This is a genomic window from Nocardioides proteolyticus, assembly GCF_051280635.3.
Classification (GTDB): Bacteria; Actinomycetota; Actinomycetes; order Propionibacteriales; family Nocardioidaceae; genus Nocardioides.
On sequence record NZ_JBNBPO030000015.1, the window covers coordinates 65918 to 90996 of the forward strand.

Here is a 25079-nt window from a genome sequence, read left to right on the forward strand (position 1 = left end):
AGGTTCCTTCATGGCCCCGTCAGATCTCGCTCGGCAACGAGCCACGTGTCGGCGTTGTACCGGCCTTGGCGCTCGCCGACGATCACATAGCCGTAGTCCGCGAGCAGGTCGCGTTCCACCGGATCGACGTAGACCAGGATGTGCGGTCGGCCGCCGAGGACGGCGAGCACCTTGCGCAGCGTCTCTCCCTGGAATGAGTTGTACAGATAGACGACCAAGTGCCCGGGGCGGGTGTATCTCTCCAAGTTGACCGCTGAGTCACAGTGAGCGACTGCCCTGCCGCGCAGGCCCATTCTCGCGATGTTGGCAGACGCGACGGCAGTCAGCTCGGCGTCGTACTCGACGCCGACAGCACGAGGGCTGGAGGGGCGACTGTACTCCTGGGCATAGACCAGGAGTGCCTTGCCCTTCCCACAGCCCAAATCCAGGAACTGTGCGGAGCCGAAGCGCTCCTCACCCCAGTGACGACGCGCCAAGTCGAGCGTGCTGCGGACCACCCCGGTGAGCGAGGCCACATAGAGCAGACCATCGCGTCTCTCGTCATCGCCGTCAGCATCCGGCTTCGGCACCCTCAGGTGCGTCTTCGTGCGGTAGCGCAGGTCCCAGAAGAGCGCACCACGGAAGTAGGTGATGAGGAACCGTGGTCCGCGTCGCAGCAATGCCCGCACGACGTGTAGTACCTGCCCCATCACGGCCTTCCTTGTCGCAACCACCGCGCGACGCCACTCGCCAGATTTCCAGCACTAGAGTATGTATGGAACCTCGGCGCGATCATGCCCTCGGGCATCTGCTCGGTGTGCCGGATCCGCTTGCTGCCGATGACGTCGAGGACCTCCGTGATGGCGCCGCTCCGCGTGACCCCGCTCGCCTCCAGTGCCCGACGCACGATGGCCGTCCAGGCCGACTGGTCAGCGCCTGCTTCGTCCGCCAGCTGAACCAGGAACAGTCTGCCATCCGGCGTCGGTCCAGGCTGGTCGATCCTCGCGACCCGCACCACCTCCGGATCGTCCCAGAAGGCGGCATAGCTGACCGGCTCCGCCAGCCCGCCCTCCATGATGCGGACCAAAAGCGAATGCGTGGTCACTTGGACAACGGGGATGCCCTTGAAGGCGCCGTCTTCCGTCTTGGTCAAGGCCGCCGAGCAGGTGCACCGGACGTTCACCGCGTCCAGCGTCTCGCCGTCGGCGGCGGTCAGCCTCCAGTGCCGCCCCACGTCATCAGCGGCGACGACGTCGAAGGTGCGGAACTCGATGCCCGCGGCAACACATCTGCGCACCAGCGCAGCGATGAACGCGGCATAGCCGTCGACGGGTGCCTGGATGACCGACCCGCGAACCGCAAGTCCCCAGTGATGGCGAAGGAAGTCCCTGATCTTCTGCCGGAACACAGCGTCGCGATCCCAGTCGACGGCTCCTCGGCGACCGACGAGAGACAAGAACCGGTGCTGCAGGAGCCGCGCGAACGACCACGTCGTCGCGGCCAGAAGGATGCGGCGGCTGGCGTAGGACGACCGTCGGCCACCTGGCAGCACCCGAACGGGCTGGGGCTCCAACGGCGCAAACGCCACACCCGTCACGGCGGCAAGGTACTCGTAGACGCCTGGAAATTGCTCAACGAGGTGACAGGCGTACTCGACATCCAGCCCCTCGTCAGTCGGCACCGCGCGCCATACGCCGCCCGCGGCCGGCTCCCGGTCGAGCACCACGACATTTCTGCCGCGATCACGTTCAGCCAGCGCCACGAGCAGCATGAGGGGGCTCGAGCCGATGACGGCGGCGTCAACGAGCACCGGCGGCCACCCATGTCGCCAGCAGCTCGCTGACCCGTGCGATGCTCTCGTGGTCTGGCTGATAGACATGCTGCTCGATCGCCGAAATCGGCGTCACCTCGACCGAGGTGCCGACAAGGAATGCTGCGTCGAAGTCACCCAGGCGCGCCGGATCGATCCTCTTCTCGACGACGTGCATCTCCGCTGCGCGACACAGCTGGATGACGCGTCGACGGGTGACGCTGGGCAAGACATCAGAGTCGAGCGGCGGCGTCTCCAACGCGTCTGCCGTCACGAAGAACACCGCAGCCCCCGTCGATTCCGACACGACGCCGTCATGGGTGAGGAAGAGCGCATTGTCGAAGCCACGGTCGACAGCGTCGAGATATGCATACCGGGAGTTGAGGTAGTTGGCTCCAGCTTTGACCTGTGGCGGCATGCTGTCGGCTGTGATCCGCCTGTATCTACTGATCCCCAGGGCCACGGGTGATCGCGAACCCAGTGCGCCAGGCGCGGAACGCACACTGACGGCATAGTGGGCTTTGCCCGTCGTGCGCCACGATCCGTCGCCGCCGAGGTAGACCGTCACGCGGATGTACACGTCCTCTGCGACGCGGTGCTCGACGAGGATCCTGCCAATCTGCTCGGCCAGCACTGCACGATCGATGGGGATCTCCAAACGCATGTCGTCCGCCGACTTGTAGAGGCGGTCTAGGTGCGCCTCCAGATCAAAGAAGACCATCTCGCCCTGGCTGTCGTTCCAATAGGCGCGAATTCCCTCGAAACAGCTGATGCCGTAGAGGAAGGACGGGTTGTAGAGAGAGATTTGTGTGAGGTCCAGGCATCGCTCGCCGTTGAGGTACGCAACATTCATCGGGCAGCAATCCGCTCCAGGTGGTCGGCGAAGGCAGGGAACACGACGTCGCTGCTGAACCGGTCGCGGTGGAGCAGGGACGCCGACCGTTGCTGCCGCGCCAGCAGCGAAGGGTCGGTGAACATCTGCGCCAGTCGCCTCGAGAGGTCGTGCGGATCGCTCCCTCGATAAAGGAATCCGCAGTCGTGCTCACGCACGAGACGCCCCATCTCCCCCCCGACCGAGCAGGCGATCGCCAATCCGGCTCCCAGGTACTCCGGGAACTTGTTGGGCACGTTGAGCTGGAAGTTCGACGTGTCCTTGTAGGGCACCAGCCCGACCGACGCGATCGCCAGCAACGCACTCAAGTCCTCGCCGCGCAGCCAACCCGGAAGCACGACGTTTTGGCTCCCCGCCGCATGGCGGCGGAGGACTTCCAGCTGTGGGCCGTCGCCGGCGAGAACCATCAGCAGGTGTGGACATCGCTCGGCCGCCAGCCGTGCCCCGTCAATGGCGGCCTCGAACTCGGACTGTACGCCGAGATTGCCGGCGTAGACGACGAGAGCGCGCTCCGCTGCGCCGCGACCCAGGAAGGCCTCCACCCTCTTACGGGCGAGCTCGAGATCCTCCACAGCTACCGGCCTGTTCGCCATCGGGAAAACTGCATCGAGCTCACTGCGGTCGCGCCCCGCCTTCTCGAGCGCCCAACTGAGATAGGACTCGGTGAGGGCGGTGACGCTCGTTGCGCTGGCAAGCGCCTCGCGTGCTGCCGAACCAGGGCGATTGAGGAAGGCGTTCGCGACGGATCGAGTGCGCCGCAACCGCTGGGGAACGAGATCGAGGTAGAGGTCGGGCCAGAGGTCCCGCACGTCAACGATCACCGGGATGTCGTGGAGCTTCCCGTACCGCACCGCCGACAGACCGAGCTCGATCGGAACGTTGCCCACATGGATGAGGTCTGGTCGCGTCGGCCATTGTTCCGCAAGGCGAGCGAAGTTCTTCGCGAGTGAGCGATGGCTCAGCACCCGGCGCAGGCCGACATGGCGTTGGTACGAGCGCGCCTCGATGTACTGCAGCGCGCAGCCGTCCCCCCGTCGCAGCACCGATCCCTCCGTGAGCTGACGCTTCTGGTGATGACTGAAGGACGAACGCCAGCGCGTGACGCGGTGACCACGGTCCGCGAGGACCTCGGCCAGCGTGTTCGACCGCCACTCACGCCGGTTGGTGTCGGATCGGGGCTCCGCAGGGTGCTCCTGGGCCTGGACTACCCAGAACTCCATCACCATGCCCCCGTCACTACGCTTGCCCACGCCGGTCGCGGGGCGACCCACCTGCCCGGCGAGCGCCAGCATCGTAACCGACACGCCGACACGCTCTGAATCCGGAAGCGTCCGAGCCGAATGAGCCCGACATGAACCGCACGCGAGCCCGTTTGCTCGGAAGGTTGGTGAGCTCGCCGGTTGCTGTCGCGTCCCTGGTCCCGGCCCTGTCGGCCGCGGTCGCTTTCGTGGCGAACGTGCTGATCGCCCGGGCCCTCGGCCCGGAGGCGCGGGGCGCCGTGGCGCTGACACTGCAGGTGGGCTACTTCGCAAGCCCCTTGATCATCCTCGGACGAGATCGGGGGGTCCTTCGGGGGGAACGCACGGTGCCCCTCGTCTCCGGCCCGGCGGTGGTCATCGCCTTGGTGATCGCCGTCCCGTTCATGTCCGAGGTTCTTTGGCTCGCGGCGCCAGCCGCCTGGATCTCGGCCCACGCGACCATGGCCAGGGCCGAGGCACTGAGCCGCGGGCGCATCAACTGGTATCTCGCGTGGTCAGCTCTGTTCCAGTGCACGATCCTGGTCGGCAACGGGGTCCTCTTTCTCCTCGACGTTCGGGAGACCGCGTGGTGGCTGTTGCCCTACACACTGCCTGCGCTTGCCATCGCGATCTGGGAACTGACCCATGTCGCGCGGAGGGGACGTGCCGCCTTCCAGCGCGGCCTCGCCTTCCTACACCTTGCTCCCGCAGCCGTCGCGTCGCTGGTCGTCCTCAGGTCGGAACGCCTTCTGCTTCCAATCATTGCCACCACGAATGAACTCGGATACTACGTCGCGGTAGCGACCGCCACTGAGCCGATCGCCTGGCTGGCCCAAGCCCGTGCTGACCGGCACACGAGCCAGGAAGGCCAGGGGACCCGCCGGGCACTCGCAAGGAGCGCGCGTGAGCAGATCCCCCGGTTCGCTGCCGCCAGTGCGGTGCTCGGACTCATCGCCTTCGTCGCGGTCGTCCCGTTGCTCGGCCCTGCGTTCGCACCGGCCCGTTGGCTCGTGCCGCCGTTGACCCTCGCGGCGGTCACCCTGGTCCTTTACCGCTTGGCGATGGCACAGCTCCTGGCGAGCAGGCGTCCGAGCCGGTCAAGCCTCGCCGAGACGCTCACCGCGATACTTGCGCTTGCCGTCTACGCCGCCGCGATCTGGCTTTGGGGGATGCACGGTGCGGCCTGGGCCAGCGCCGCGGTCTACGGGATGGGCGCCGCCATTGCGGCGCGCCTCTTGCCGCCGACCTCCTCCATCACCTACGGGCAAGCAACCGGACGTCGCTGATCGCGAGCTCTTCGCTGGGCACGTGCGCGAAGTCGCGATGAACGGTGAAGCCAGCATGCAGCTCGGCCAGGCTGCGCTCGTCGACGTCGTAGCTCTCGATCAGGACGTCGAAGCCGGTCCCGCGGAGTATCGCGCCGAACTCCTTGCCCCGCAGTCGGTTGTGATAGGCGAACCGGTTGCCGGCGAGACGATCCCACTCGCGCGCCGAATAGCGAAGGAAGTGCACCAAGGAGATGCTGTCGTCCGACTGCGCGAAATGGTCGCTCGGATCGACGACGTGCACCGCAACGCCGCCAGGTCGGACTACCCGGTGGGCTTCGAAGAAGATGGTCCACAACACCTCTGCCGGGATGTGTTCCAGCACATTGGTGGAGAAATGAAGGTCGACGCTCGCGTCAGGCAGGTCCGGCAGCGCGCCCGCGTCTCCCGGGGCGACGTACCGCACCCCGGCTGCCGCGAAGTACTCCCTCGGCCGCCCCTCGTACCGCGCTAGCCGTGTCAATCCCTCCGCGAGCACGTCGGACGGCACCAGCCCGGGCTCGACGTACTCCCGATAAAGCTCCTCACGCATACCGATGAGCTGCGACATCAGGTCATCGACGTCGTCCCATTGGAGACGGCGGTTCAGATCTACGGTCACCAGCTCAGCGACACCGCAGAGGCTGAACAGGAGCGGCAGCACGGGGTGGTGGCCAGTCCCAACCTCCAAAGCCCGAGCGCCCTGAACGCTGACACCCGCCTGTTGCATCAGTCTCATCATGGAGAGGTGATGCGGCATGCGGTGGTGCACGTCCACGCTCAATGAGCCGAAGCGGCGCTGAGCCACGACGTACAGCCTGTCGCCGATCAGAGGCGTCCGCGCCAGCACGCGCTGAACCCAGGCCTTCTGTTCCCATCGCATAGCGCCGCTGACCCTAACATCGGCGCTGGCTACGCCCGACTGAACGACGCGCGGCTCGCGCGACGGCATTGGCGCGGCGCGCTGCGACCATCCTGCCGTTGTGGGGACGCAGAGCGGAACCGCTGATAGCCTCGAGAGTGGAAATTCCTATGGGGACAATGGGGGAGCAGGGCTGTGCCTACTCGACTGACCACCGGCATCGCGGTACTCGCGGCGGTGGCACTCACACTCACGTTGGCCATGTTCAGCCCACAGTCCGCGGACGCGGCAAGTCGCATCTCGGCGCGCGCCAGCACCACCGCACCCATGTACTCCGAGGTTGTCACCTTCAAGGGCTTCACCACGCCCTCCGGCGTCCGGACCGTGCGACTCCAGAAGAAGTCGAGCGGCCGCTGGGTGACGATCAAGTCCCTTAGGACCAGCTCGTCGGGCCGCTACACCTTCAAGACCGCCTTCAACCGAGCGACCTACGTCCGGGTCCACGCGCCAGCGACGCGCTCCCGTAGAGGACTCACGAGTTCTACGATCACCATCCGACCGGTGTCTCAGCGCCTCACCGCCAGCGCTCTGCCCGGCATCGTGCAGCAAGGAACCAGCCCGTCCTCGTCCGATGGAGCCCGCGAGGTCGTGGCGGCACGCATCACACCCGCTCGCACGGGACGCTACGTCGTCGTCGAGCAGCTGGTCGACGGAGCATGGAAGCGGCTCGTCGCCACGAGGTCGGACAGTCGCGGTAACGCAACCCTCCGAGCCGCGCTGGCTGACGTTCCCACCCGCGTCGTCGCCCTGGCGTGGCGGGGCGCACCTGCCAAGGTCATCGATGTGGCCACTAACCGGTGGAGCCAGGTCCACAACTCGGAGTTCAACGAGCCCGTCGGCGGCGTGAACAACCTGCCTTCTCCGTGGGCGGTCCGGCAAGAGGGGCTGCGGTCGACCGGCAATCCATGCGCGCCCAGCCACGGCGACGCTGTGGCCATGACGGGACAGACGCTGAAGCTGTCTGTGATCCCGAACCCGCTGCTGGGCAAGACCTGCAAGGCAGGATCGTACGGCTCGTTCTACCCCGGCAAGAGCGGGCACGTCGGCACCGACGTCAAGGCACCACGCTTCCTCTTCAAGTACGGCATCGCCGCAGCCCGAATCAAGCATCACAAGCGGCAGGGTCAGCACGGCGGTTTCTGGCTTCAGCGCGGTGGCGACGCCGCCAACCTACAAGCCGGCGCCGAGATCGACACGGTCGAATACTTCGGCGACGGGCGCACCGACGGCGGTATCCAGCAGGTACTCCACTACCTCGACTCCACGGGCAAGAACGTGACCCTTGGCGGCGCCAACAAGAACACTTCGCGCGCCCTGGCGAGCGCCACGGACAGCTGGTCCGGCGCCTACCATGTCTTCTCCGTGGAGTGGACTCCGCGACACTACATCTACCGGATCGACGGGATCGAGACCTTTCGCATCACCAACCGCGGGATCTCCACCGTGCCCGAGTTCCTCGTTCTCAGCCTGACCCCCTCGGCGTATGAGATGCCCAGAGGCTACGGAACCACTCAGTCGATGAACGTCGACTGGGTCAACGTGTGGCAGACCAACTAGTCTCCCCACCGACCGTCAGCACCGATCGACGGAGGAACGAGACCTCTCGGATGGACATCGCAGACTATTGGCGTGCGCTACGCCGGAGCTGGTGGGCGGTCCTGATCGCCGTCGTCGTGACGGCGAGTCTCGCCCTGGCGGGATCGTTCCTGGCGCCGGTCAAGTACGAGTCCTCGTCCAGGGTTCTCATCGCCGCCACGCCGAGCGACACGCCCACCGACGCCTACCAGGGCCAGCTACTCGCCGAGAAGATGGTGGGCTTGTATGCGGAGCTGGTAACGAGTGAACTCATGGCGGAACTGGTCCTCGAGGACGTCCAGACGGACATCGGTCTGAACGACTGGACCGACGTCATCGGCGTCCAGGTGTCCGACGGGTCGACGATCATCACGATCCGCGCACGCTCCGGGTCCGCGACCACGTCCCGGGAACTCGCACAACTGACCGCGGAGGGGTTGGTCGACTACGTCAGCGACACCGAGTCCGACTCTCAACTCGCTGGTCCCGTGCTGCAGGCAGTAGTCCTGGATCCTGCGGCCGAGCCCGCCGAGCCCGCCTCTCCGCAGCCGATACGAAACGCGATCCTGGGCGTGCTGCTCGGTCTCGTGATCGGCGGTGCCATCGCGGTCCTGCGTTATCGGAGGCCGAAGGGGGCGAGCGTCCCGAGCTCCTCTCCTGGTGCGATCGACCCCGCGTCCCGCTCTCCAGAGGGCAGCACGGCGGACGCCTCGTCGCCTGCTCCGGCTTCTCGTCGCAGGCATGGCGGCCGTCGCCGCAATGCCTGAGGAGACGTCCCGCATCGCGCTGCACCGACCTCTGGTCGTGCTGCTCTTCGTCCTCCTGCTCGCGGGCAGCCTGTCCTTCGAGGACCTGGGTCTCGCCAACCCGCTGATCATTCCCGAACGGCTCGCGGCAACGTTGTTGGTCACACTGGCCGTGATCGTCCTGGCAGCAGCGAACCCGCCCTTGCGGCCTCCCGTCGCCGGCGCCATCTGCATCCAGCTTCCCTTGCTCTACATGTTGGCCACCGGCCTGTGGGGCGCCGCCCTGCCGGAAACGTGGAACGCGATCATCGACCTGTGCTGCATGGCGTTGATCACCGCGGCGACGATTCTGCTCATGCGCCTGGACCCCCGCGGCACCGCGCGCACGCTGCTGTGGTGCGCAGCAGTCGCCGGCGCGATCTACGCCGTCGCGGCGCTCGCCGGCTCGGCTGTGGGAGAACGCGCCATGGCGTTCGGCAGCGGTCCGAACGTCTTCAGCCGGATGACGCTGATCGGGGCCATCGCTCTCGTTGGTCTTGTCGTCCTCGAGCGTGCCCCCGCCGCGCTCCTCGTCGCGGTGCCGATCCTGCTCGCCGCGACCGTCGCTTCAGGGTCCCGCGGAGCGATGTTGGCCGGCGTCATCGCCTCCGTTGTGCTCCTACCCGTCCTGCGGCGAGCCACCCGAGGGCAGGTCGTCTGGGCACTGGGATCACTCGCTGTCGGCACGACTCTGGTGTTGCTGCGCTACGGAGACGTCGTCCGGTCGACGATCGAGAATCGGCTCTTGGACCTCACCTTCGAGCAGGGGTACAGCTCCGGACGCGAATCCCTCTTCTCTGAAGCGCTCATGCTGTTCGCCTCGCATCCAGTCACCGGCGTCGGCCTCCAAGGATTTCAGGAGCAGACCCAGGGACCGCATCCCTATCCTCATAACCTCGTCCTTCAGATTGCGGCCGAGGGGGGCGCCGTCGGTCTGATCTTCTTGACGATCGGCCTGGTCGCCGCCGTCGGGATCCTGGAAGGTCGCTGGCACGATCCGATGACTGTCTTGTTCGCGTCGTGCGCGGTGGTCGTCCTGACGTCTGCCATGGTGTCCGGCAGCTACTACGACTCGCGTTTTCTGTGGGTCTTCCTGGCGGTCGCCCTCCATGCAGCCTCCGCCCGACGGGTGCCAGCACACGAGCACCGCGAGACGCTCGCCGGCTCCTGACCGACGCCGCTGCAGCGGAGACTCAGAGGACGCGCCGCACCTGGGAGGCGGCCTGCGGCTGCAAGGCGAGGTTCCGAAGCGCAGCGACCACCTCCCCGCTGGGCCCGGTTGTCGGGAGTCTCCGCGCCGCCTCGACGCTCACCGGGGGCACGGTGACGTGGGAGATGAGCGGGTGGGAGGGCCGATGGTCGTGTTCACCTCTCGAGCGAAGAATCTCCTCTCGCTTCTCGCCCTCACGCAGTCCGGTGTAGACGAGATCGATCTGCCGTCCCGACTGACGGATGAGCTCGCGAGCCACATCGTCGATGCGGACAGGCTCCCCCATGTCCAGGATGAGCACTTCGCCGTCCCTGCCGACCGCGCCGGCCTGAAGCACTAGCTGCACCGCTTCGCCGACGGTCATGAAGTAGCGGGTGACGTCGGGGTGGGTGACGGTCACGGGTCCGCCGTTTGCGATTTGGGCCGCGAACGTAGTCAGGACCGACCCTCGACTGCCCAGCACGTTGCCGAACCGGACACTGATGTAGGTGCCCTGTGCGCGCGCCGCGAAGTCGGCCGTCAGCCGCTCGGCGATCCGCTTTGAGAAGCCAAGGACACTGACCGGGTCGGCTGCCTTGTCAGTGGAGATGTTGACGAACCTTTCGACGCCCGCGCGCTCCGCGGCCATGAGGACGTTGGCCGTCCCCATCACGTTGGTCTTGACCGCCTCGAGCGGGTACTGCTCCAACATCGGAAGGTGCTTGAGCGCGGCGGCGTGGAGGACAACCTCCGGTCGTCGTGCCTCGAATACCGCTTGGAGGGCCGCGGCGTCGCGGATGTCGCAAAGGATCACGTCCGGCGAGTCGAGCAATGCACGCCCGTGAAGCGACAACTGGACGCCATGGAGACCAGACTCGTCACGATCGAGCATCATCAGCTCAGCCGGGTGCCACCGAGAGATCTGGCGCGACAGTTCCGACCCGATGGACCCGCCGGCACCGGTAACCAGCACGCGCTTGCCGTTCAAGAAATGGGCGATCGAGTCTAGGTCCGTCTCGATGGCACTCCGGCCCAGAATATCGGCGATATCGATGTCACGGACGTCGCGAATGCTTACCTTGCCCTCGAAGAGGTCCTCCACGGGCGGCAAGACCTTGAGATCGACGTCGAGTCGCGCGCACCTGTCCGAGATGGCCGCTATCAGTTCGCTGTCAGCGGACGGGATGGCAACCACCACCGTGTCGATCGCGTCCCGAGCAACCACAGATTCGAGATCGCCCAGTGTGCCTCTCACGGCCACACCCTTGAATCGGAAGTGGCGACGCCATGGATCGTCGTCGAGGAACGCCACGGGAAGGAACGGCGAGTTGGCGGTGCTGACCATCGAGCTGACCAGCTGCCGTCCACCTTCGCCAGCTCCCACGATGACCGTCCGCCGGCTCTGTTCGCTCCGGACCCAACCGGCCTGAAGCGCGTAGGCACGCCAGCCCGCCCGCGCGAGAACCATGAGCGCCACGCCAACCAACGGAGCACCGAACGCCACTGTTCTGGCAACCATTTGCGGCTGAACCAGGTGGTTGGCGAGGTACGTCAGCGCCCCTACTGCGAGTGCTACCGTCCCAAGCGCGACGGTCTCTTCGGCATTTCCAACGAGCGATCTGCCCCGGTAGATCTTCGCCAGCCACCCCAGTCCGAGGTGGGCGCCGATGGCGACGCCGCAAAGCATGACGGCCGACGCTCGCGGGGCCGCCCCTGGCTCCGAGTAGCGGACGTACAACAGTCCAGCAAAGGCCGCTCCAAGGGAGAGGACATCCGTGCTGACCAGCACACCCACTCGATGGCGTCGGAGCATGGTGTTCAGACGATCTAGGTCGCGCACGGCGAAGTTCCCCCCAAGATTGGCTCGCTAAGCACGTAACGGACAGCACTCAATGCTGCCCAGCATAAGGTGCACGACTTCGATTCATGCTGAGATCGCCAACCTGACGGCTCTGGACGGACGAGTTCTCTCATGAGGTTGGGTCTAGGTTGGCGTTCGATCCGCGGCAGGCGACTGATCCGCACCGATAGGGGTCAGTTGGAGATCCTCGTGCCGCGCGCGGGGCCCGGCGGTAGACGAGACGGACGGCTCGCGGCGGGCAGCGGCGCGTCAGGAAAGGTCTTGCGGCGGTCGCTCAGCCTCGCGGGCTGTGGATCAGGGCCATCGCCTCGGCGCGGGTCGCGGGCTCGGTGAGGAAGCTGCCGCGCACCGCGGAGGTGATCGTGCGGGCGCCGGCCTTGCGGACCCCGCGCATCGTCATGCAGAGGTGCTCGGCCTCGATCACCACGATCACGCCGCGGGCCTCGAGGATCTCCATCAGCGAGTCGGCCACCTGGGTGGTGAGGCGCTCCTGGACCTGCGGGCGCCGGGCGTAGAGGTCGACCAGCCGCGCCAGCTTGGAGAGACCGGTGATCTTGCCCGTGTCGGCGGGGATGTAGCCGACGTGCGCCACGCCGGTGAACGGCACCAGGTGGTGCTCGCACATCGACCACAGCTCGATGTCGCGCACCAGCACCATCTCGTCGTGCCCGATGTCGAAGGTCGTGGTGAGCACGTCCTCCGGCCGCATCCGGATGCCCTGCGTGAGCTCGGCGTAGGCGCGGGCGACCCGCGCCGGCGTCTCGAGGAGCCCCTCGCGGTCGGGGTCCTCGCCGATCGCGATGAGCAGCTCGCGCACGGCCGCCTCCGCCCGCTCGTGGTCGAACGGCGGGACGTCGTCGGGCTCCACCTCGGGAGCGAAGATCGGGTCGGCCACGGGTCAGCTGCCGACCGGCGGCTGCGGGGGCTTCGGGTCGTTCGGAGGAGCGACCGGCGAGCCGCCGTACACGTCGCCGCCGGGTCCGGGCGGGGTGAGGATCTGGCCGCTGTCGGACTCCGGCTCCGCGCCGTTGACCGGGTTGCCGTTCTGCTGGGCGCGCCTGCGGATCTCCTCGGGGATCTCCACCGGCGGCACCTGCGAGGGCACCCGGGTGTCGGAGCCGGTCCAGGCCGGCCGCTCGGGACGGCGGCGCAGCGGCTCGAAGACCGCCGCGACCTCCTCCTTGTCGAGCGTCTCCTTGTCGAGCAGGGCCAGCACCAGCGCGTCGAGGACGTCGCGGTTCTCGTGGAGGATGTCGAACGCCTCCTGGTGGGCGGCGACGAGCAGCTTCTTGGTCTCCTCGTCGACCACCGCGGCGACTGCCTCGGAGTAGTTCCGCGAGTGGCCCAGGTCGCGGCCGAGGAACGGCTCGGAGTTGGACTCCCCGAGCTTGATCGCACCGAGCCGCTCGGTCATGCCGTACTGCGTCACCATCGCCCGGGCCAGGTTGGTGGCCTTCTCGATGTCGTTGCCGGCACCCGTGGTCGGGTCGTGGAACACCAGCTCCTCGGCGGCCCGGCCGCCGAGCATGTAGGCGAGCTGGTCGAGCATCGCCGACCGCGGCTGGGAGTACTTGTCCTCGTCGGGCAGCACCATGGTGTAGCCCAGCGCCCGGCCCCGCGGGAGGATGGTGATCTTGTGGACCGGGTCGGTGCCCGGCAGCGCCGCGGCCACGAGCGCGTGACCGCCCTCGTGGTAGGCGGTGATCAGCTTCTCCTTCTCGCTCATCAGGCGAGTACGACGCTGCGGGCCGGCGATCACCCGGTCGATCGCCTCGTCGAGGGCGGAGGAGGTGATCAGCTTCTCGTTGCTGCGCGCGGTGAGCAGCGCCGCCTCGTTGAGCACGTTGGCCAGGTCGGCGCCGGAGAAGCCCGGGGTGCGGCGGCCCACGGCGACCAGGTCGACGTCGGGCGCGAGCGGCTTGCCGCGGGCGTGGACCTGCAGGATCCGGGTGCGGCCGGCGAGGTCGGGGGCGTCGACCCCGATCTGGCGGTCGAACCGGCCCGGTCGCAGCAGTGCGGGGTCGAGCACGTCGGGACGGTTGGTGGCGGCGATCAGGATCACGCCGCCGCGCACGTCGAAGCCGTCCATCTCGACGAGGAGCTGGTTGAGGGTCTGCTCCCGCTCGTCGTGGCCGCCGCCCATGCCGGCGCCGCGGTGGCGGCCGACGGCGTCGATCTCGTCGATGAAGACGATCGCCGGGGCGTTCTCCTTCGCCTGCTCGAACAGGTCGCGGACCCGGGAGGCGCCGACGCCGACGAACATCTCGACGAAGTCCGAGCCGGAGATCGAGTAGAACGGCACGCCGGCCTCGCCCGCGACCGCACGCGCCAGCAGCGTCTTGCCGGTGCCGGGCGGGCCGTAGAGCAGCACACCCTTGGGGATCTTGGCGCCGACCGCCTGGAACTTGGCGGGCTCGGAGAGGAACTCCTTGATCTCGCCGAGCTCCTCGATCGCCTCGTCACAGCCGGCCACGTCGCTGAACGTGGTCTTCGGCATGTCCTTGGTGATCATCTTGGCCTTGGACTTGCCGAACTGCATCACGCCCCGGCCACCGCCCTGCATGCTGTTCATCAGGAAGATGAACACCAAGATGATGAGGGCGATCGGCAGCAGCGTGACCAGCAGCGAGCTCAGGAAGCCGGGCTGGGGGTTCTTGGAGTCGGACTCCTCGATCTCGCCGGCCTCGATCTGCCGGTCGACCGCCTGGATGAGCCCTTCCTGCTGGCCCTGGATGTAGTAGGACATGACCTGGTCGCCCGCGTCGCGGGTGCCCTCGTCGAGGGTCGCCTCGATCTTCTGGTCACCGTCGATGAACGTGATCTCGTCGACCTCGCCCTGCTCGATGTACTTCGCCAGCTGGGAGGTCGGGATCTCGTCGTGGCCGCCGCCGGGCGCCACGAACTCCAGGGCGAGGAGCACGGCCAGGACCGCCACGACGATCCAGAGCCAGGGCCCCCTGAACACGCGCTTCACAGACTTACCCGCTCCCACAGTTGGATGAGGACAGACGACGGTACACGCCGTCGCACTCCATCATTCTGTCCGGTCCATGGTGAACCCGCAGCCGGAGCCGGCAGCCGTACTCAGGACCAACGTCCCGCGACGTCTCCTGGTTCCGCGCCGGGCGGGTCAGGAGTAGACCGACGGCGAGAGCGTCGCGATGTCGCGCAGGTTGCGGTAGCGCTCGCGGTAGTCCAGGCCGTAGCCGACGACGAACTCGTTGGGGATGTCCCAGCCGACGTACTTGGCCTCCACCGGCATCTGCAGCGCCTCCGGCTTCCGCAGGAGCGTGGCGATCTCCACGCTCGCCGGGCCCCGGGAGCTCAGGTTGGAGGTGAGCCAGGAGAGCGTCAGGCCGGTGTCGATAATCTCGTCGACGATCAGCACGTGGCGGCCGGTGATGTCGGCGTCGAGGTCCTTGAGGATCCGCACCACGCCCGAGGACTTGGTGCCGGAGCCGTACGACGACACCGCCATCCAGTCCATCTCGACGTGCTTGTCGAGGGCGCGGGAGAGGTCGGCCATGACCATCACCGCGCCGCGGAGCACGCCGACCAGGACGAGGTCGAGCCCGTCGTAGTCGCGCTCGATCTCCTTGGCCAGCTGGCCGATCCGCTCGAGGATCTGCTCCTCGGTGAACAGCACCTCGACCAGGTCGTCCGCGACGTCTGATGCGTCCATGGCGTCAGGATGGCACAGCGGTCGGGCGGAACCGCAGGTGGCCGTCCTCCACGACGCCGGTGACGTGGCCGGGCAGCTGCACCTCGCCGCGGCCGGCGCCGGCGACCAGCGCGTGGAGCGCGGTCACGTGCACGTGGAACAGCTCGGCGTCACGGGCCCCGGCCGCCAGCGAGGCGAGCCGCAGCACCCGCGTGGCGACGGCCGGCGCCAGTCCGGCGAGCGACGCCACCGGGAGGCCCGCCGGCCCCGCGAGCTCCTCGTGCGCCTGCCCGGCGATCTGGTCGAGGGCCTCCACGTCGGCGCGCACCTGGTCGGCGGTGCGGGCGAGGGTCGCGGCGATCCCCGGTCCGAGCTCCTCCTCCAGCACGGGCAGCACCCGCTGGCGCACCCGCACCCGGGTGAAGCCCGGGTCGCTGTTGTGCGGGTCGTCCCAGAACCCGATGCCCTCCGCGAGGCAGGCCGCGACGGTGTCGGCCCGGGCCACGTCGAGCAGCGGGCGGTCGTAGTGGTCGAACGAGCGGCGCATGCCCGCCAGGCTGCGCGCGCCGGAGCCGCGGGTCAGGCCGAGCAGCACCGTCTCGGCCTGGTCGTCGCGCGTGTGCCCGAGCAGCACCCGAGCGGCACCGAAGTGCTCACGAAGCTGCTCGAGGACGGCGTACCGGGCGCGCCGCGCGGCCGCCTCCGGGCCGAGCCCGGCCGGGTCGACCCGGACCCGGGTCGCGGCCGTCTCGTCGGCGCCGAGGTCCGCCATCTGCCGCACCACCCGCGCGGCATGCTCGGCGGAGCCGTCCTGGAGGCCGTGGTCGACGGTCGCGCCGATGACCCGGACCCCGGGGCCGCGGGCCTCGAAGACCGCCGCGCTCAGCAGCGCCAGCGAGTCGGGGCCGCCGGAGCAGGCGACCACCACCGAGCTGCCGGGCGGCAGGGGCGCCAGCGAGCGTCGTACTCCCTGGCGCACGGCGGCGACGGCGGGGTGGAGACCCACGGTCCCGACCGGCTAGCTGAGGACCCGGCGGACCCAGCCCTCGGGGTCGCCGAGCTCGGCCTTGCTGGGCAGGTTCTGCGGGCCCGCCCAGACGGCGTTGAACTCCTCCATGCCGACCTTGTCGACGACCGAGCGGACGAAGTGGGCGCCGTCGCGGTACTGCGCCATCTTGGCGTCCAGCCCCAGCAGGCGGCGGAGGATCCGGTCGAGGGTGCCGACGCCCTGGCGGCGCTTGGTGAACTTCTTGCGGATCTCCACGACGCTCGGGATCACCGTCGGCCCGACGTCGTCCATCACCACGTCGGCGTGGCCCTCCAGCAGCGACATCATGCCGGTCACCCGGTCGATCACCTCGCGCTGCTCGGGCGTGCTCACCATGTCGATGATGCTGCCGCCCCGGCGGCCCTCCTTCACCGCGTCGATGATCCGCTCGAGGCCGCCCTCGAGCAGGCTGGCCGGCTCGACGGTCGCGCTGATGGCCTCGATCTCGGAGAAGAGGTGGTCGCGCATCCACGGCACCGCCGTGAACTGGACCCGGTGGGTCTCCTCGTGGAGGCAGACCCACAGCCGGAAGTCGTGGGGGTCCACCTCGAGCTCGCGCTCCACGTGGACGATGTTGGGCGCGACGAGCAGCAGGCGGCCGTGGGGTGCGGCCTCCGGCTGGCCGAACGGGTCGAACTGGCCGAGCACCTTGCCGGCGAGGAAGCCGAGCAGCCCGCCGACCTCGGCGCCGGTCACCTTGGCGCCGATCCGCAGGCCGATCCCGCTCGGCTGCTTGTCCTCGAGCATCTTGCGGACCATCGGCCGGGTCGCGACCTCGAAGCCCTCGGCGTTGGCCTGGACCCAGCCCGGCCGGTCGACGACCAGGATCGGCGCGGTCCCGTCGGGCGCGTCCAGACCGGTGAACTCCCGGACCAGCCCGGTCGACCGGTGGGCGCCGGCCCGCAGCTCGTCGACGGCGTCGGCCGCCTCCGCCCGCGACACCGACGGGCCCTCGCCGGCGATCCGGGAGCCGAGCGCCACCGCGAACCCCCAGTCGATCACGGAGGGCAGCTCTGCGGACGGTCCGGTCATGCGGGAAGCCTAGGCCGGGGGCGGTGAGGGCGCGCCACCCTGCGGGGCCGGCTCAGCGCCCGCACCGGCACGCCCCCAGACCCGCGGCGGCGTTGTCCATCGCGATCCGGGCCAGCCCCTCCTTCGGCTTGCGCACCCGGTCGGCCAGCAGCGCGAAGACCATCAGGTTGCCGTCGAGGTCGACCGCGATCCCCGCCAGCGAGGTGACGCCGGTCAGCGTGCCGGTCTTCGCCCGCACCCGCCCCCGGCCCGCGGCCGGCGCCCGGTCCATCCGCTCGCTGAGCGACCCCGTGAACGCGGCGACCGGCAGGCCGGTGAGCACCGGCCGCAGGTCGGGGTGCTCCTCGGACGCGGCGAGCCGCAGCACGTCCAGGAGCACCGACGGGGCGATCCGGCTGGCACGGGAGAGGCCGCTGCCGTCGTACAGCACGGTGCCGGCGACGTCGATGCCGTTGGCGGTCAGCACCCGCTCGACCGCGGCCTGGCCCGCGTCGAAGGAGCCGCTGCCCTGGTCGGCGAGCCCGACATGGCGCAGCAGCACCTCCGCGGCCTCGTTGTCGCTCGCCTCGAGCACCCGCTGCACGATCGCGGCGACGTCGGGCCCGCGGACCTTGCCGACGGGAGCAGCCGAGGGCGGGGCCGTGCCACGGACCGGCTCGCCGGCGACCTCGACGCCGTACCGCTGCAGCGCCCGGCCGAACTCCGCCGCCGCCGTGGCCGCCGGGTCGGCGACCCGGTCGAAGCTGTCCGCCTCGCGCCCCTGGTCGACCCACAGCGAGCTGATCGGGGACACCACGTCGTCGGGGATGTAGTCGGGCTCCCACGTGGGGTGCACCTGCGGACCGGTGAAGAGCGTGTCGTCGTAGGCCAGCTCCACCCGCCGCACCCCCTCGGCCTTCAGCGCCCGGGCCGTGCGCCGCGCCAGCGTGCGTACGTCGGCCCGGTCGGGCTGGAACGTCGGTCCGGACGGCCGCCCCCGGTCGTCGGGCTCGCGGGCGAGGTAGGGGTCGCCGCCGCCGACCAGGACCAGCCTGGGCGTCGCGCCGGTGGTGTCGAGCACCGTCGTCGTCTCGAACCTGCGGTCGGGGCCGAGCAGGAACAGCGCGGCGGCCGAGGTCACGATCTTCGTCGTGGACGCCGGCACGGCCACCCGCGCGCCCTCCGCCGCCCGCCACGCGACACCGTCGCCGTCGAGCGGCCCGACCGCGGCGATCACGTGCCGCCCCAGGTCGGGGTCCTGGAGGGGGGCGAGCGCCCGGTCCAGCGCCGCGCGGTCGAGCGGGCCGGACCCGTCGGCGGCGCGCGCCAGCCGCCGCGGCCGTACGACGCCCGGCAGGTCCAGCTCCGGAGGCGGCGCGATCGCGGCCGGGTCGGCGGAGGGCTCGCCGTGCCCACGCAGCCGGTCCCACGCGTCGCCCGCCCACCCGGTCCGCCAGGCGAGGCCACCGGCCGCGACGAGCGCGACCACGAGCAGTGCCGCGAGCGCGGTCCTCAGGCGCCCCGAGCGACGCTCGTCGTCCTTGTCGGCCACGGTCCCCTCGCGTGCGTGCGTCTCGCAGTCTCCCCGACTGCGTGTCCGGGGCCATTGTGCGGGACAATGACGCGATCAGAGGACCGGGGCCGGTTGCACGCGCGTGGTGGACCCCCGTGCCAGGCCATGAAGTGGAGGAAGCCAGTGCTGGAGTTCGACGTGCTCGTGGAGATCCCCAAGGGGAGCCGCAACAAGTACGAGGTCGACCACGAGAGCGGCCGGATGCGCCTGGACCGCTTCCTGTTCACCTCGACGATGTACCCCGCCGACTACGGCTACATCGAGGACACCCTCGGCCTCGACGGCGACCCGCTCGACGCGCTCGTGCTCCTCCAGGAGCCCACGTTCCCCGGCTGCCTGATCAAGTGCCGCGCCATCGGCATGTTCCGGATGACCGACGAGGCCGGCGGCGACGACAAGGTCCTCTGCGTCCCGGCCGGCGACCCCCGCATGGAGCACCTGCGCGACATCAACCACGTGCCCAACTTCGACCGCCTGGAGATCCAGCACTTCTTCGAGGTCTACAAGGACCTCGAGCCCGGCAAGTCCGTCGAGGGCGCCGACTGGGTCGGCCGGGTCGAGGCCGAGGCCGAGGTCCAGGCCTCCTTCGAGCGCTTCAAGACCAACGGTCACTGACCCCTCGCTTCCCCTCCCCTCTGCGCGAGTTGGGGTTTCCGCCCCGCGAGCTGGGGTTTCCGCCCCGCGAGCTGCGGACTCGACGGACGCAAACCCCAAGTCGACGTACGTAAGGCCCAACTCGGGGGACGCAAGCCACAGCTCGCGGGGCGCGAGCCCCACGTCGGCGGTGGGGGTCAGGCGCGCTTGACGCCGCGGAAGTAGCCGATGGCGCCGCTCATCTCGATCATGATGTCGGCGATGCCCTGGGCGCCGAGCCACAGGTCGAGGTCCTCGCTGGTGCAGCCGGGGCCGAGGAGGCCGGCGGCGCGGCCGACCAGGCGGACCGGACGGTGCCGCAGCCCGGAGTCGTTGAGCACGGCGCTGCCGGTGACCACGCCGCCGGGCTTGAGCACCCGGGCCATCTCCACCACGGCGCGGGCGGGGTCGGGGAAGCAGTGCAGCCCGGTGAAGGAGACCACCAGGTCGAAGGAGGAGTCGGCGAAGGGCAGGTCGCCGGCGTCGGCGACCTGCGGGTGCACCTGGTCGGCGACTCCGCGCCGCTCCGCCGACCGCATCGTCCGGTCCAGCATCGTGGGGGCGATGTCGGCGGCGACGTACTCGACGCCTTGGCCGGGCTTGAGCCCGCGCAGGGCCACGCCGCCGCCGCACGGGATGTCGAGGATCCGCGCGCCCGGCGGCTGCCGCCCGATCTCGGCGGCCGCGCGGTAGAGGCACCGGAGGTCGCTGTCGATGCCCACCCGCCACACCAGGCCGCCGGCCCGTGGGTGCTCGACGGTCCAGTCGTAGAAGCTCGCCCACAGCGGGTCGTCGGCCCAGCCGCCGAGGCCCGGCACCTTCGACACCAGCCCTCCGAGCACGTCAGGCACCCGGCCCCTCGCCGATCAGGGCTTCGGCACGCAGCATCTCGCGCGGGATGGCGAAGCCGTCGACCAGGTCGGCGGCGATCGGCCGCACCCGGCGGCACAGGTCGCCGACCTCGCGGCTGATCGCCTTGGAGCGCTGGACGGTGAGCCGGCCGTGCTCCATGAACCACGCACGGTCGGCCTCGATGCCCGACAGCGCGTGGAGGTCGCACAGCAGGTTCAGCGCCAGCTTGAGGTCGCCGTCCTCGAGCGAGGCGACCTTCTCGACGAACGCCTCCAGGACCAGGCGCTCGACGTGGGCGCGCGCCGCGGCGATCACGTGGTCCTGCACCCGGGAGAAGACCTCGCCGGGGTTCATCCCCTCGTCCACGCCCCGCTTGAGCCGGCGGGCGACGCCGCCGATCATGTGCTCCTCCCGGAAGCGGTACATCGCCAGGTGGTAGTCGGGGTCGAGCAGGCCGGCGTCGGTGTCCCAGTCGCCACCGCCGCCACCGCCGGGCAGCAGGTCGCGGATGCCCTCCAGGAGCTGGTGGGCGCGGGTCCGCTCGAGCACCGTCTCCACCGCGAGCCCGGCCACGAACCGGACCATGCCCAGCTGGTCGAGGTCCTCGAAGTCGCTCGCGTAGTCGGTGAGCAGGCCCTTGGCCACCAGCTGGAGCAGCACGTGGTTGTCGCCCTCGAAGGTGGCGAACACGTCGGTGTCGGCCTTCAGGGCGGCGAAGCGGTTCTCCGAGAGGTAGCCCGCGCCGCCGCACGCCTCCCGGCACTCCTGGATGGTGCCGGTCGCCAGCCAAGTGGCCAGCGCCTTCGTGCCGGCCGCGCGCGACTCCAGCAGCCGCCGGGACTCGTCGTCGGTGACGTGGCCGGAGAACACGGCGTGGAGGTCGTCGATGAGCACCTCCTGGGCGAAGTGCAGCGCATAGGTGCGAGCCAGCAGCGGGAGGAGCCGACGCTGGTGGAGCCCGTAGTCGAGGAGCAGCTCCTCGGTGTCCTCGCTGGTCGCCTCGAACTGGCGGCGACGCAGCCCGTAGTGGACCGCGATGGTGAGCGCGACCTTGGCGGCGGAGATGCCGGCCGCGCTCACCGACACCCGACCCTGGACGAGCGTCCCGAGCATGGTGAAGAACCGGCGGCCGGGGCTCTCGATGTCGCTGACGTAGGTGCCGTCCTCGGTGACGTCGGCGAACTGGTTGAGCAGGTTCTCCCGCGGCACCCGCACCGTGCCGTCGGGGTCGAACCAGATCCGCCCGTTGTCGACGCCGTTGAGGCCCATCTTGGGGCCGTCGTCCTCGATCCGGATGCCCGGCAGGACGGCGCCCGCCTCGTCGCGCAGCGGTACGACGAGCGCGTGCACCCCGTGCCGCTCCCCCGCCACCTCGAGCTGGGCGAACACCACGGCCACCCGAGCGTGCTCGGCCGCGTTGCCGATGTAGTCCTTGCAGGCGTCCGGCTCGGTCGTGGTGATCACGAACTCCGCGGTCTCCGGGTCGTAGGTCGCGACGGTGCCGAGCGCCTGCACGTTGCTGCCATGGCCGGTCTCGGTCATCGCGAAGCAGCCGAGCAGCCTGCCGGAGACCAGGTCCGCCAGGTAGGCGTCGTGGTGGCGTTGCGTGCCGAGCTGGAGGATCGCGCCGCCGAACAGGCCGAACTGCACGCCGACCTTCACCAGCACCGAGAGGTCGCCGTAGGCCAGCGACTCGAAGGCGGCGACCGAGGCGCCGATGTCGCCGCCGCCGCCGTACTCCTTGGGGAAGCCCATGCCGGTCGCACCGGTCGACGCGAGCTCGAGCACGACGTCCTTGACCCGCTCGCGGAACTCCGCCTGCGTCATCGTCTCGGCGTCCTCGAGCACCGAGGCGTAGCCCGGCAGCGCCTCGCGCACGGCGGCGCGGACCTCGGCGTACCTCCCGTCGAGGACGCGGGTGAGCTCGTCGACGTCGACCTTGGGGGTCGGCCACTCCTCGGCGGAGTTCAGGTCTGGCATGGTCCCGAACCTAGCGAACCCACCGATCCGTCGTCCCGACCCGCGGCCCGCGGCAGCGGGTCAGGCGGCAGGAGAGGCAGCAGGTCAGGCAGCGGTGTCAGGGGCGGGCGAAGAAGTCCGGCGCGCGCCAGTAGTACATCGACTCCTCGGTCACCGGGCGGCCGGTCCGCGGCGCGTGGATGATCCGGCCGCCGCCGGTGTAGAGCGCGACGTGGAAGATCTCGCCCGGGCCACCGTCGCTCCAGAAGACCAGGTCGCCCGGACGCAGCCGGCCGGCCGTGATCGGCGTCGCCTGCTCGTACTGCGCGACCGAGTAGTGCGGCAGCTGCTTGCCGCCGGCCGCCCACGCTCGCGACGTGAGCCCGGAGCAGTCCCACGCCCGCGGCCCGGCCGCCCCCCACACGTAGGGCTCGCCGAGCTGGTCACGCGCGTAGGCGACCGCCCGCGCGGCGCCGTCGCCGTCGCTCACCGGCGGCTCGTCCGGTACGACGGGGTCCGGCTCGGGCTCCCCGTTGCCCCGGTCGGGGGCAGGCTCCGGCCCGGTCGACGCCCCGGCCGGCGGGTCGGGTGTCGGGTCGGACGTCGGATCACCGCCGGGCGTTCCGCCGCTCCCCTGCGCGGGCTGAGCCGTGGCATCCCGGTCGCGGTCCGCCCCGAGTGCGACCTGCCGCTCCTGGGCGAGCTCGACGCTGATCCCCTCAAGGCGCGCGAGCCGGCGCACCAGCCGCTCGCGCCGGCGCTCGATCCGGTCAGCGCTGGCCGTCGCCTCGGCGGCGGCCACCTCCGCCGCCTCCTTGGCGACCGCCGCCTCGTCGAGCGCGGCGTCCGCGTCCGCGGCGGCCTCGGTGGCGGCGCTCTCCGCGTCGGCCGCCTCCGCCGCGGCGGCGGCGTAGTCGTCGTGGCGCTGGTCGAGCAGCGCCTGCACGTGGCCGCCGGCCGACGACCGCTCCAGAAGCGTGCCCACCCCGTCGGCCGTGATCAGGGCATCCAGCGCGCCGAGCTCGACGCCCGGCCCGAGCGTCCGGATCACGACGTCGCGATAGCTCTCCTCCTCGGCCGCGAGGACCCGGTCGGCGCGGGCGGAGCGGCGGACCGCCCGCCGTTCGTCCCGCCGTGCCTCGGCAGCCCGCCACCGCGCGCCGTTGTAGGCCTCGGCCGCCTTGCCGGCCGCGACGTACGCCGCCTCCACCTCGGCCGCGGCGCGGTCGAGCAGCTGCTGCACCCGCTCGACGTCAGACACCGCCGCGTCCGCGCGCTCCCGCGCCGCGCGCACCTCGCCCGCCGACGGCGCGTCCGGGTCACTCGGCTCGGCCTGGGCGCTGGGCGCCAACGCGGCGGCGCCGAGCGCGAGTGCGAGCAGGCCGGTCCCGAGCCGAGAGGTGAGCACTCGCGTCACCGTAGTGATCATTCGTCACAGAAGGAACAGGAATCTCAGATTTCTCACAAGACACCGGCGTGTCGGCTTGACGAACTACAGCGGTGTAACTTTCGAGCTCGGTGGCCGCGCCCGGCGCCAGGTGCCGTGCCGAGCGGCTCCGCGTCCCGTGCGACCGACCCTCCCGGGCCGAGAGCGCTCCCGCCACGCGCGGCGCGAGCTGTGCGGCTGCCGTAGGGGTCGGGGCGCCGGCGTGTCGTCCGCGATCGACCCGGAAGGGTCGGTCGCCCCGGACGCTGACTGCAGGGCCGTCAGTCGGCGTCGATCGGCACCTTCGACGTGGTCGTGGTGGGGTGGGAGTGCAGGTGGCGGTCGAACTTCTGCCCGCTGGCGATGCCGCCGAGGTAGAAGGCCACGACCGCGATCGCCACGCCGGCGATGTCGTCGGCGACGTAGTGCCAGCCGAAGTACAGGGTGGCGATGATGGTCAGCCCGAAGTTCACCCAGAAGATCCACTTGAGCACCTTCGAGCGCAGCGTGTACTGCACGATCAGTGCGAAGAGCAGGGTGATCGCGGTGTGCAGGCTGGCGAAGCCGGCGACGGAGTTCACCGATCCCGTCACGCCGCCGTAGAGCACGTTGCCCCGGGCACTGACGATCGAGTTCATCAGGTCGGTGGTGCCGGTGTGGGCGAGGCCGGTGTACTCCGGCCAGTAGGCGATGCCGGGGCCCAGGGACGGCAGCAGGTAGTACGACAGGGTGCCCAGCGACCAGGCCAGGCACTGCGAGGTGACGAACCAGTAGCCGAACGACAGGTTGCGCGACCACACCAGCCACGCGGTGACGCCGAGCGGCACCAGCGGGAGGAAGGCGAGGTAGATCGGGGACAGCACGTGGGCGGCGACGTTGGTGCCGAAGACGGCGTGCAGCACGTCGCTCGGGTCGTGGCCGAAGAACATGACCTTGTCCATGATGTGCAGCTCGCGATCGTAGGACAGGGCCTTGACCTCGCCGGGGGCCGCGTTGGGGTCCGAGCGCACGAACGGCAGGTAGGACTTGATGTTCCGGTAGCCGACGTAGGTGATGTAGAAGCTGATCACGCCGATGCCGACGAGGGTGAACCGCTCGCGGGTCCAGTGCGTCCGCAGCCGCTCGCGGGCGATCGGCACGATCCGGCTCGGCCGGCCGTGCGCGCGCCACAGGGTGAGCGGCAGCAGGTCGAGCAGCAGCGCTCCGATCAGCAGCAGCGGCAGCCGGATGTACGACGGTCCGAGGAAGCTGCCCTCCGGGTCGAGGATCGGCCGGTCGTAGCGGAACGCGATGATGACGGTGAGCACGCCCATGACCAGCGCCGTGGCGATCAGGAGGGTATAGGCGCGGCGGTACACCCG

General features: G+C 69.8%; 21 protein-coding genes. 5 read left to right on the forward strand and 16 right to left on the reverse strand.

What is annotated here, in order from left to right; genetic code table 11:
- Positions 1-8: 8 nt before the first annotated feature.
- Genes ACPOLA_RS10780 through ACPOLA_RS10795 form a run of 4 tightly spaced genes read right to left on the reverse strand, consistent with a single transcriptional unit; the run spans position 9 to position 3985 of the window.
- A complete protein-coding gene (locus ACPOLA_RS10780; RefSeq protein ID WP_435770428.1) occupies positions 9-689 on the reverse strand; it encodes a class I SAM-dependent methyltransferase in 681 nt (226 codons plus the stop codon).
- The gene (locus ACPOLA_RS10785) at positions 689-1789 is read right to left on the reverse strand and encodes a hypothetical protein (protein ID WP_435770429.1); all 1101 of its coding nucleotides are present in this window, start codon (positions 1787-1789) and stop codon (positions 689-691) included. The genes ACPOLA_RS10780 and ACPOLA_RS10785 overlap by 1 nt, the downstream gene beginning before the upstream one ends.
- On the reverse strand, positions 1779-2642 hold the full coding sequence (locus ACPOLA_RS10790) for an aminotransferase class IV (RefSeq protein ID WP_435770430.1): 864 nt from the start codon (positions 2640-2642) through the stop codon (positions 1779-1781). The genes ACPOLA_RS10785 and ACPOLA_RS10790 overlap by 11 nt, the downstream gene beginning before the upstream one ends.
- Entirely contained in the window at positions 2639-3985 is a 1347-nt protein-coding gene (locus ACPOLA_RS10795; RefSeq protein ID WP_435770431.1) for a glycosyltransferase family 4 protein, read from the reverse strand. The genes ACPOLA_RS10790 and ACPOLA_RS10795 overlap by 4 nt, the downstream gene beginning before the upstream one ends.
- A 47-nt stretch (positions 3986-4032) precedes the next feature.
- Here ACPOLA_RS10795 and ACPOLA_RS10800 point away from each other — a divergent pair, with 47 nt between their 5' ends.
- Positions 4033-5205 (forward strand): lipopolysaccharide biosynthesis protein, encoded by a 1173-nt coding sequence (locus ACPOLA_RS10800; protein WP_435770432.1) that lies wholly within the window; start codon positions 4033-4035, stop codon positions 5203-5205.
- Here the strand turns inward: ACPOLA_RS10800 and ACPOLA_RS10805 are convergent.
- The gene (locus ACPOLA_RS10805; RefSeq protein WP_435770433.1) at positions 5174-6106 is read right to left on the reverse strand and encodes a methyltransferase domain-containing protein; all 933 of its coding nucleotides are present in this window, start codon (positions 6104-6106) and stop codon (positions 5174-5176) included. The genes ACPOLA_RS10800 and ACPOLA_RS10805 overlap by 32 nt on opposite strands.
- A gap of 240 nt (positions 6107-6346) precedes the next feature.
- Here ACPOLA_RS10805 and ACPOLA_RS10810 point away from each other — a divergent pair, with 240 nt between their 5' ends.
- From ACPOLA_RS10810 to ACPOLA_RS10820, 3 genes are read left to right on the forward strand one after another with little or no spacing between them, the layout of a single operon-like run.
- On the forward strand, positions 6347-7702 hold the full coding sequence (locus ACPOLA_RS10810) for a glycoside hydrolase family 16 protein (protein WP_435770434.1): 1356 nt from the start codon (positions 6347-6349) through the stop codon (positions 7700-7702).
- Between the two features lie 50 nt (positions 7703-7752).
- Complete coding sequence (locus tag ACPOLA_RS10815) at positions 7753-8487, forward strand: YveK family protein (RefSeq protein ID WP_435770435.1); 735 nt, start codon at positions 7753-7755, stop codon at positions 8485-8487.
- Positions 8462-9676 carry an O-antigen ligase family protein gene (locus tag ACPOLA_RS10820; RefSeq protein ID WP_435770436.1) on the forward strand — a complete coding sequence of 405 codons (1215 nt, stop codon included), beginning with the start codon at positions 8462-8464 and terminating at the stop codon, positions 9674-9676. Before ACPOLA_RS10815 ends, ACPOLA_RS10820 begins: the two co-directional genes overlap by 26 nt.
- Before the next feature lie 22 nt (positions 9677-9698).
- Here the strand turns inward: ACPOLA_RS10820 and ACPOLA_RS10825 are convergent, their stop codons facing one another.
- The 7 genes from ACPOLA_RS10825 to dacB form a co-directional block, all read right to left on the reverse strand.
- Entirely contained in the window at positions 9699-11483 is a 1785-nt protein-coding gene (locus tag ACPOLA_RS10825; protein ID WP_435770437.1) for a polysaccharide biosynthesis protein, read from the reverse strand.
- 346 nt (positions 11484-11829) lie between these two features.
- Positions 11830-12423, reverse strand: a complete 594-nt coding sequence (folE, locus tag ACPOLA_RS10830; RefSeq protein ID WP_435770467.1) for a GTP cyclohydrolase I FolE — start codon at positions 12421-12423, stop codon at positions 11830-11832.
- A gap of 30 nt (positions 12424-12453) precedes the next feature.
- Entirely contained in the window at positions 12454-14529 is a 2076-nt protein-coding gene (gene ftsH, locus ACPOLA_RS10835; protein WP_435770438.1) for an ATP-dependent zinc metalloprotease FtsH, read from the reverse strand.
- A 156-nt stretch (positions 14530-14685) separates the two neighbouring features.
- Entirely contained in the window at positions 14686-15237 is a 552-nt protein-coding gene (gene hpt, locus ACPOLA_RS10840; protein WP_435770439.1) for a hypoxanthine phosphoribosyltransferase, read from the reverse strand.
- 4 nt (positions 15238-15241) lie between these two features.
- Positions 15242-16222: a tRNA lysidine(34) synthetase TilS gene (tilS, locus tag ACPOLA_RS10845; RefSeq protein ID WP_435770440.1), complete on the reverse strand. Its 981-nt coding sequence runs from the start codon at positions 16220-16222 to the stop codon at positions 15242-15244.
- 12 nt (positions 16223-16234) lie between these two features.
- Positions 16235-17296, reverse strand: coding sequence for a zinc-dependent metalloprotease (locus ACPOLA_RS10850; protein ID WP_435770441.1), 1062 nt, complete (start codon positions 17294-17296; stop codon positions 16235-16237).
- Positions 17297-17348: 52 nt separating this feature from the next.
- Positions 17349-18827, reverse strand: a complete 1479-nt coding sequence (gene dacB / locus ACPOLA_RS10855) for a D-alanyl-D-alanine carboxypeptidase/D-alanyl-D-alanine endopeptidase (RefSeq protein WP_435770442.1) — start codon at positions 18825-18827, stop codon at positions 17349-17351.
- Between the two features lie 126 nt (positions 18828-18953).
- Between dacB and ACPOLA_RS10860 the strand changes: the two genes are divergently transcribed.
- Complete coding sequence (locus tag ACPOLA_RS10860) at positions 18954-19463, forward strand: inorganic diphosphatase (RefSeq protein WP_435770443.1); 510 nt, start codon at positions 18954-18956, stop codon at positions 19461-19463.
- Positions 19464-19639: 176 nt separating this feature from the next.
- Here the strand turns inward: ACPOLA_RS10860 and ACPOLA_RS10865 are convergent, their stop codons facing one another.
- The 4 genes from ACPOLA_RS10865 to ACPOLA_RS10880 all read right to left on the reverse strand — a co-directional run bounded on the left by ACPOLA_RS10865 (position 19640) and on the right by ACPOLA_RS10880 (position 25076).
- A complete protein-coding gene (locus ACPOLA_RS10865) occupies positions 19640-20332 on the reverse strand; it encodes a class I SAM-dependent methyltransferase (RefSeq protein WP_435770444.1) in 693 nt (230 codons plus the stop codon).
- Positions 20325-22313: an acyl-CoA dehydrogenase family protein gene (locus tag ACPOLA_RS10870; protein WP_435770445.1), complete on the reverse strand. Its 1989-nt coding sequence runs from the start codon at positions 22311-22313 to the stop codon at positions 20325-20327. Before ACPOLA_RS10870 ends, ACPOLA_RS10865 begins: the two co-directional genes overlap by 8 nt.
- 97 nt (positions 22314-22410) lie before the next feature.
- Positions 22411-23700 carry a C40 family peptidase gene (locus ACPOLA_RS10875; protein WP_435770446.1) on the reverse strand — a complete coding sequence of 430 codons (1290 nt, stop codon included), beginning with the start codon at positions 23698-23700 and terminating at the stop codon, positions 22411-22413.
- A gap of 299 nt (positions 23701-23999) precedes the next feature.
- Positions 24000-25076, reverse strand: a complete 1077-nt coding sequence (locus ACPOLA_RS10880; RefSeq protein ID WP_435770447.1) for a phosphatase PAP2 family protein — start codon at positions 25074-25076, stop codon at positions 24000-24002.
- Positions 25077-25079 lie beyond the last annotated feature (3 nt).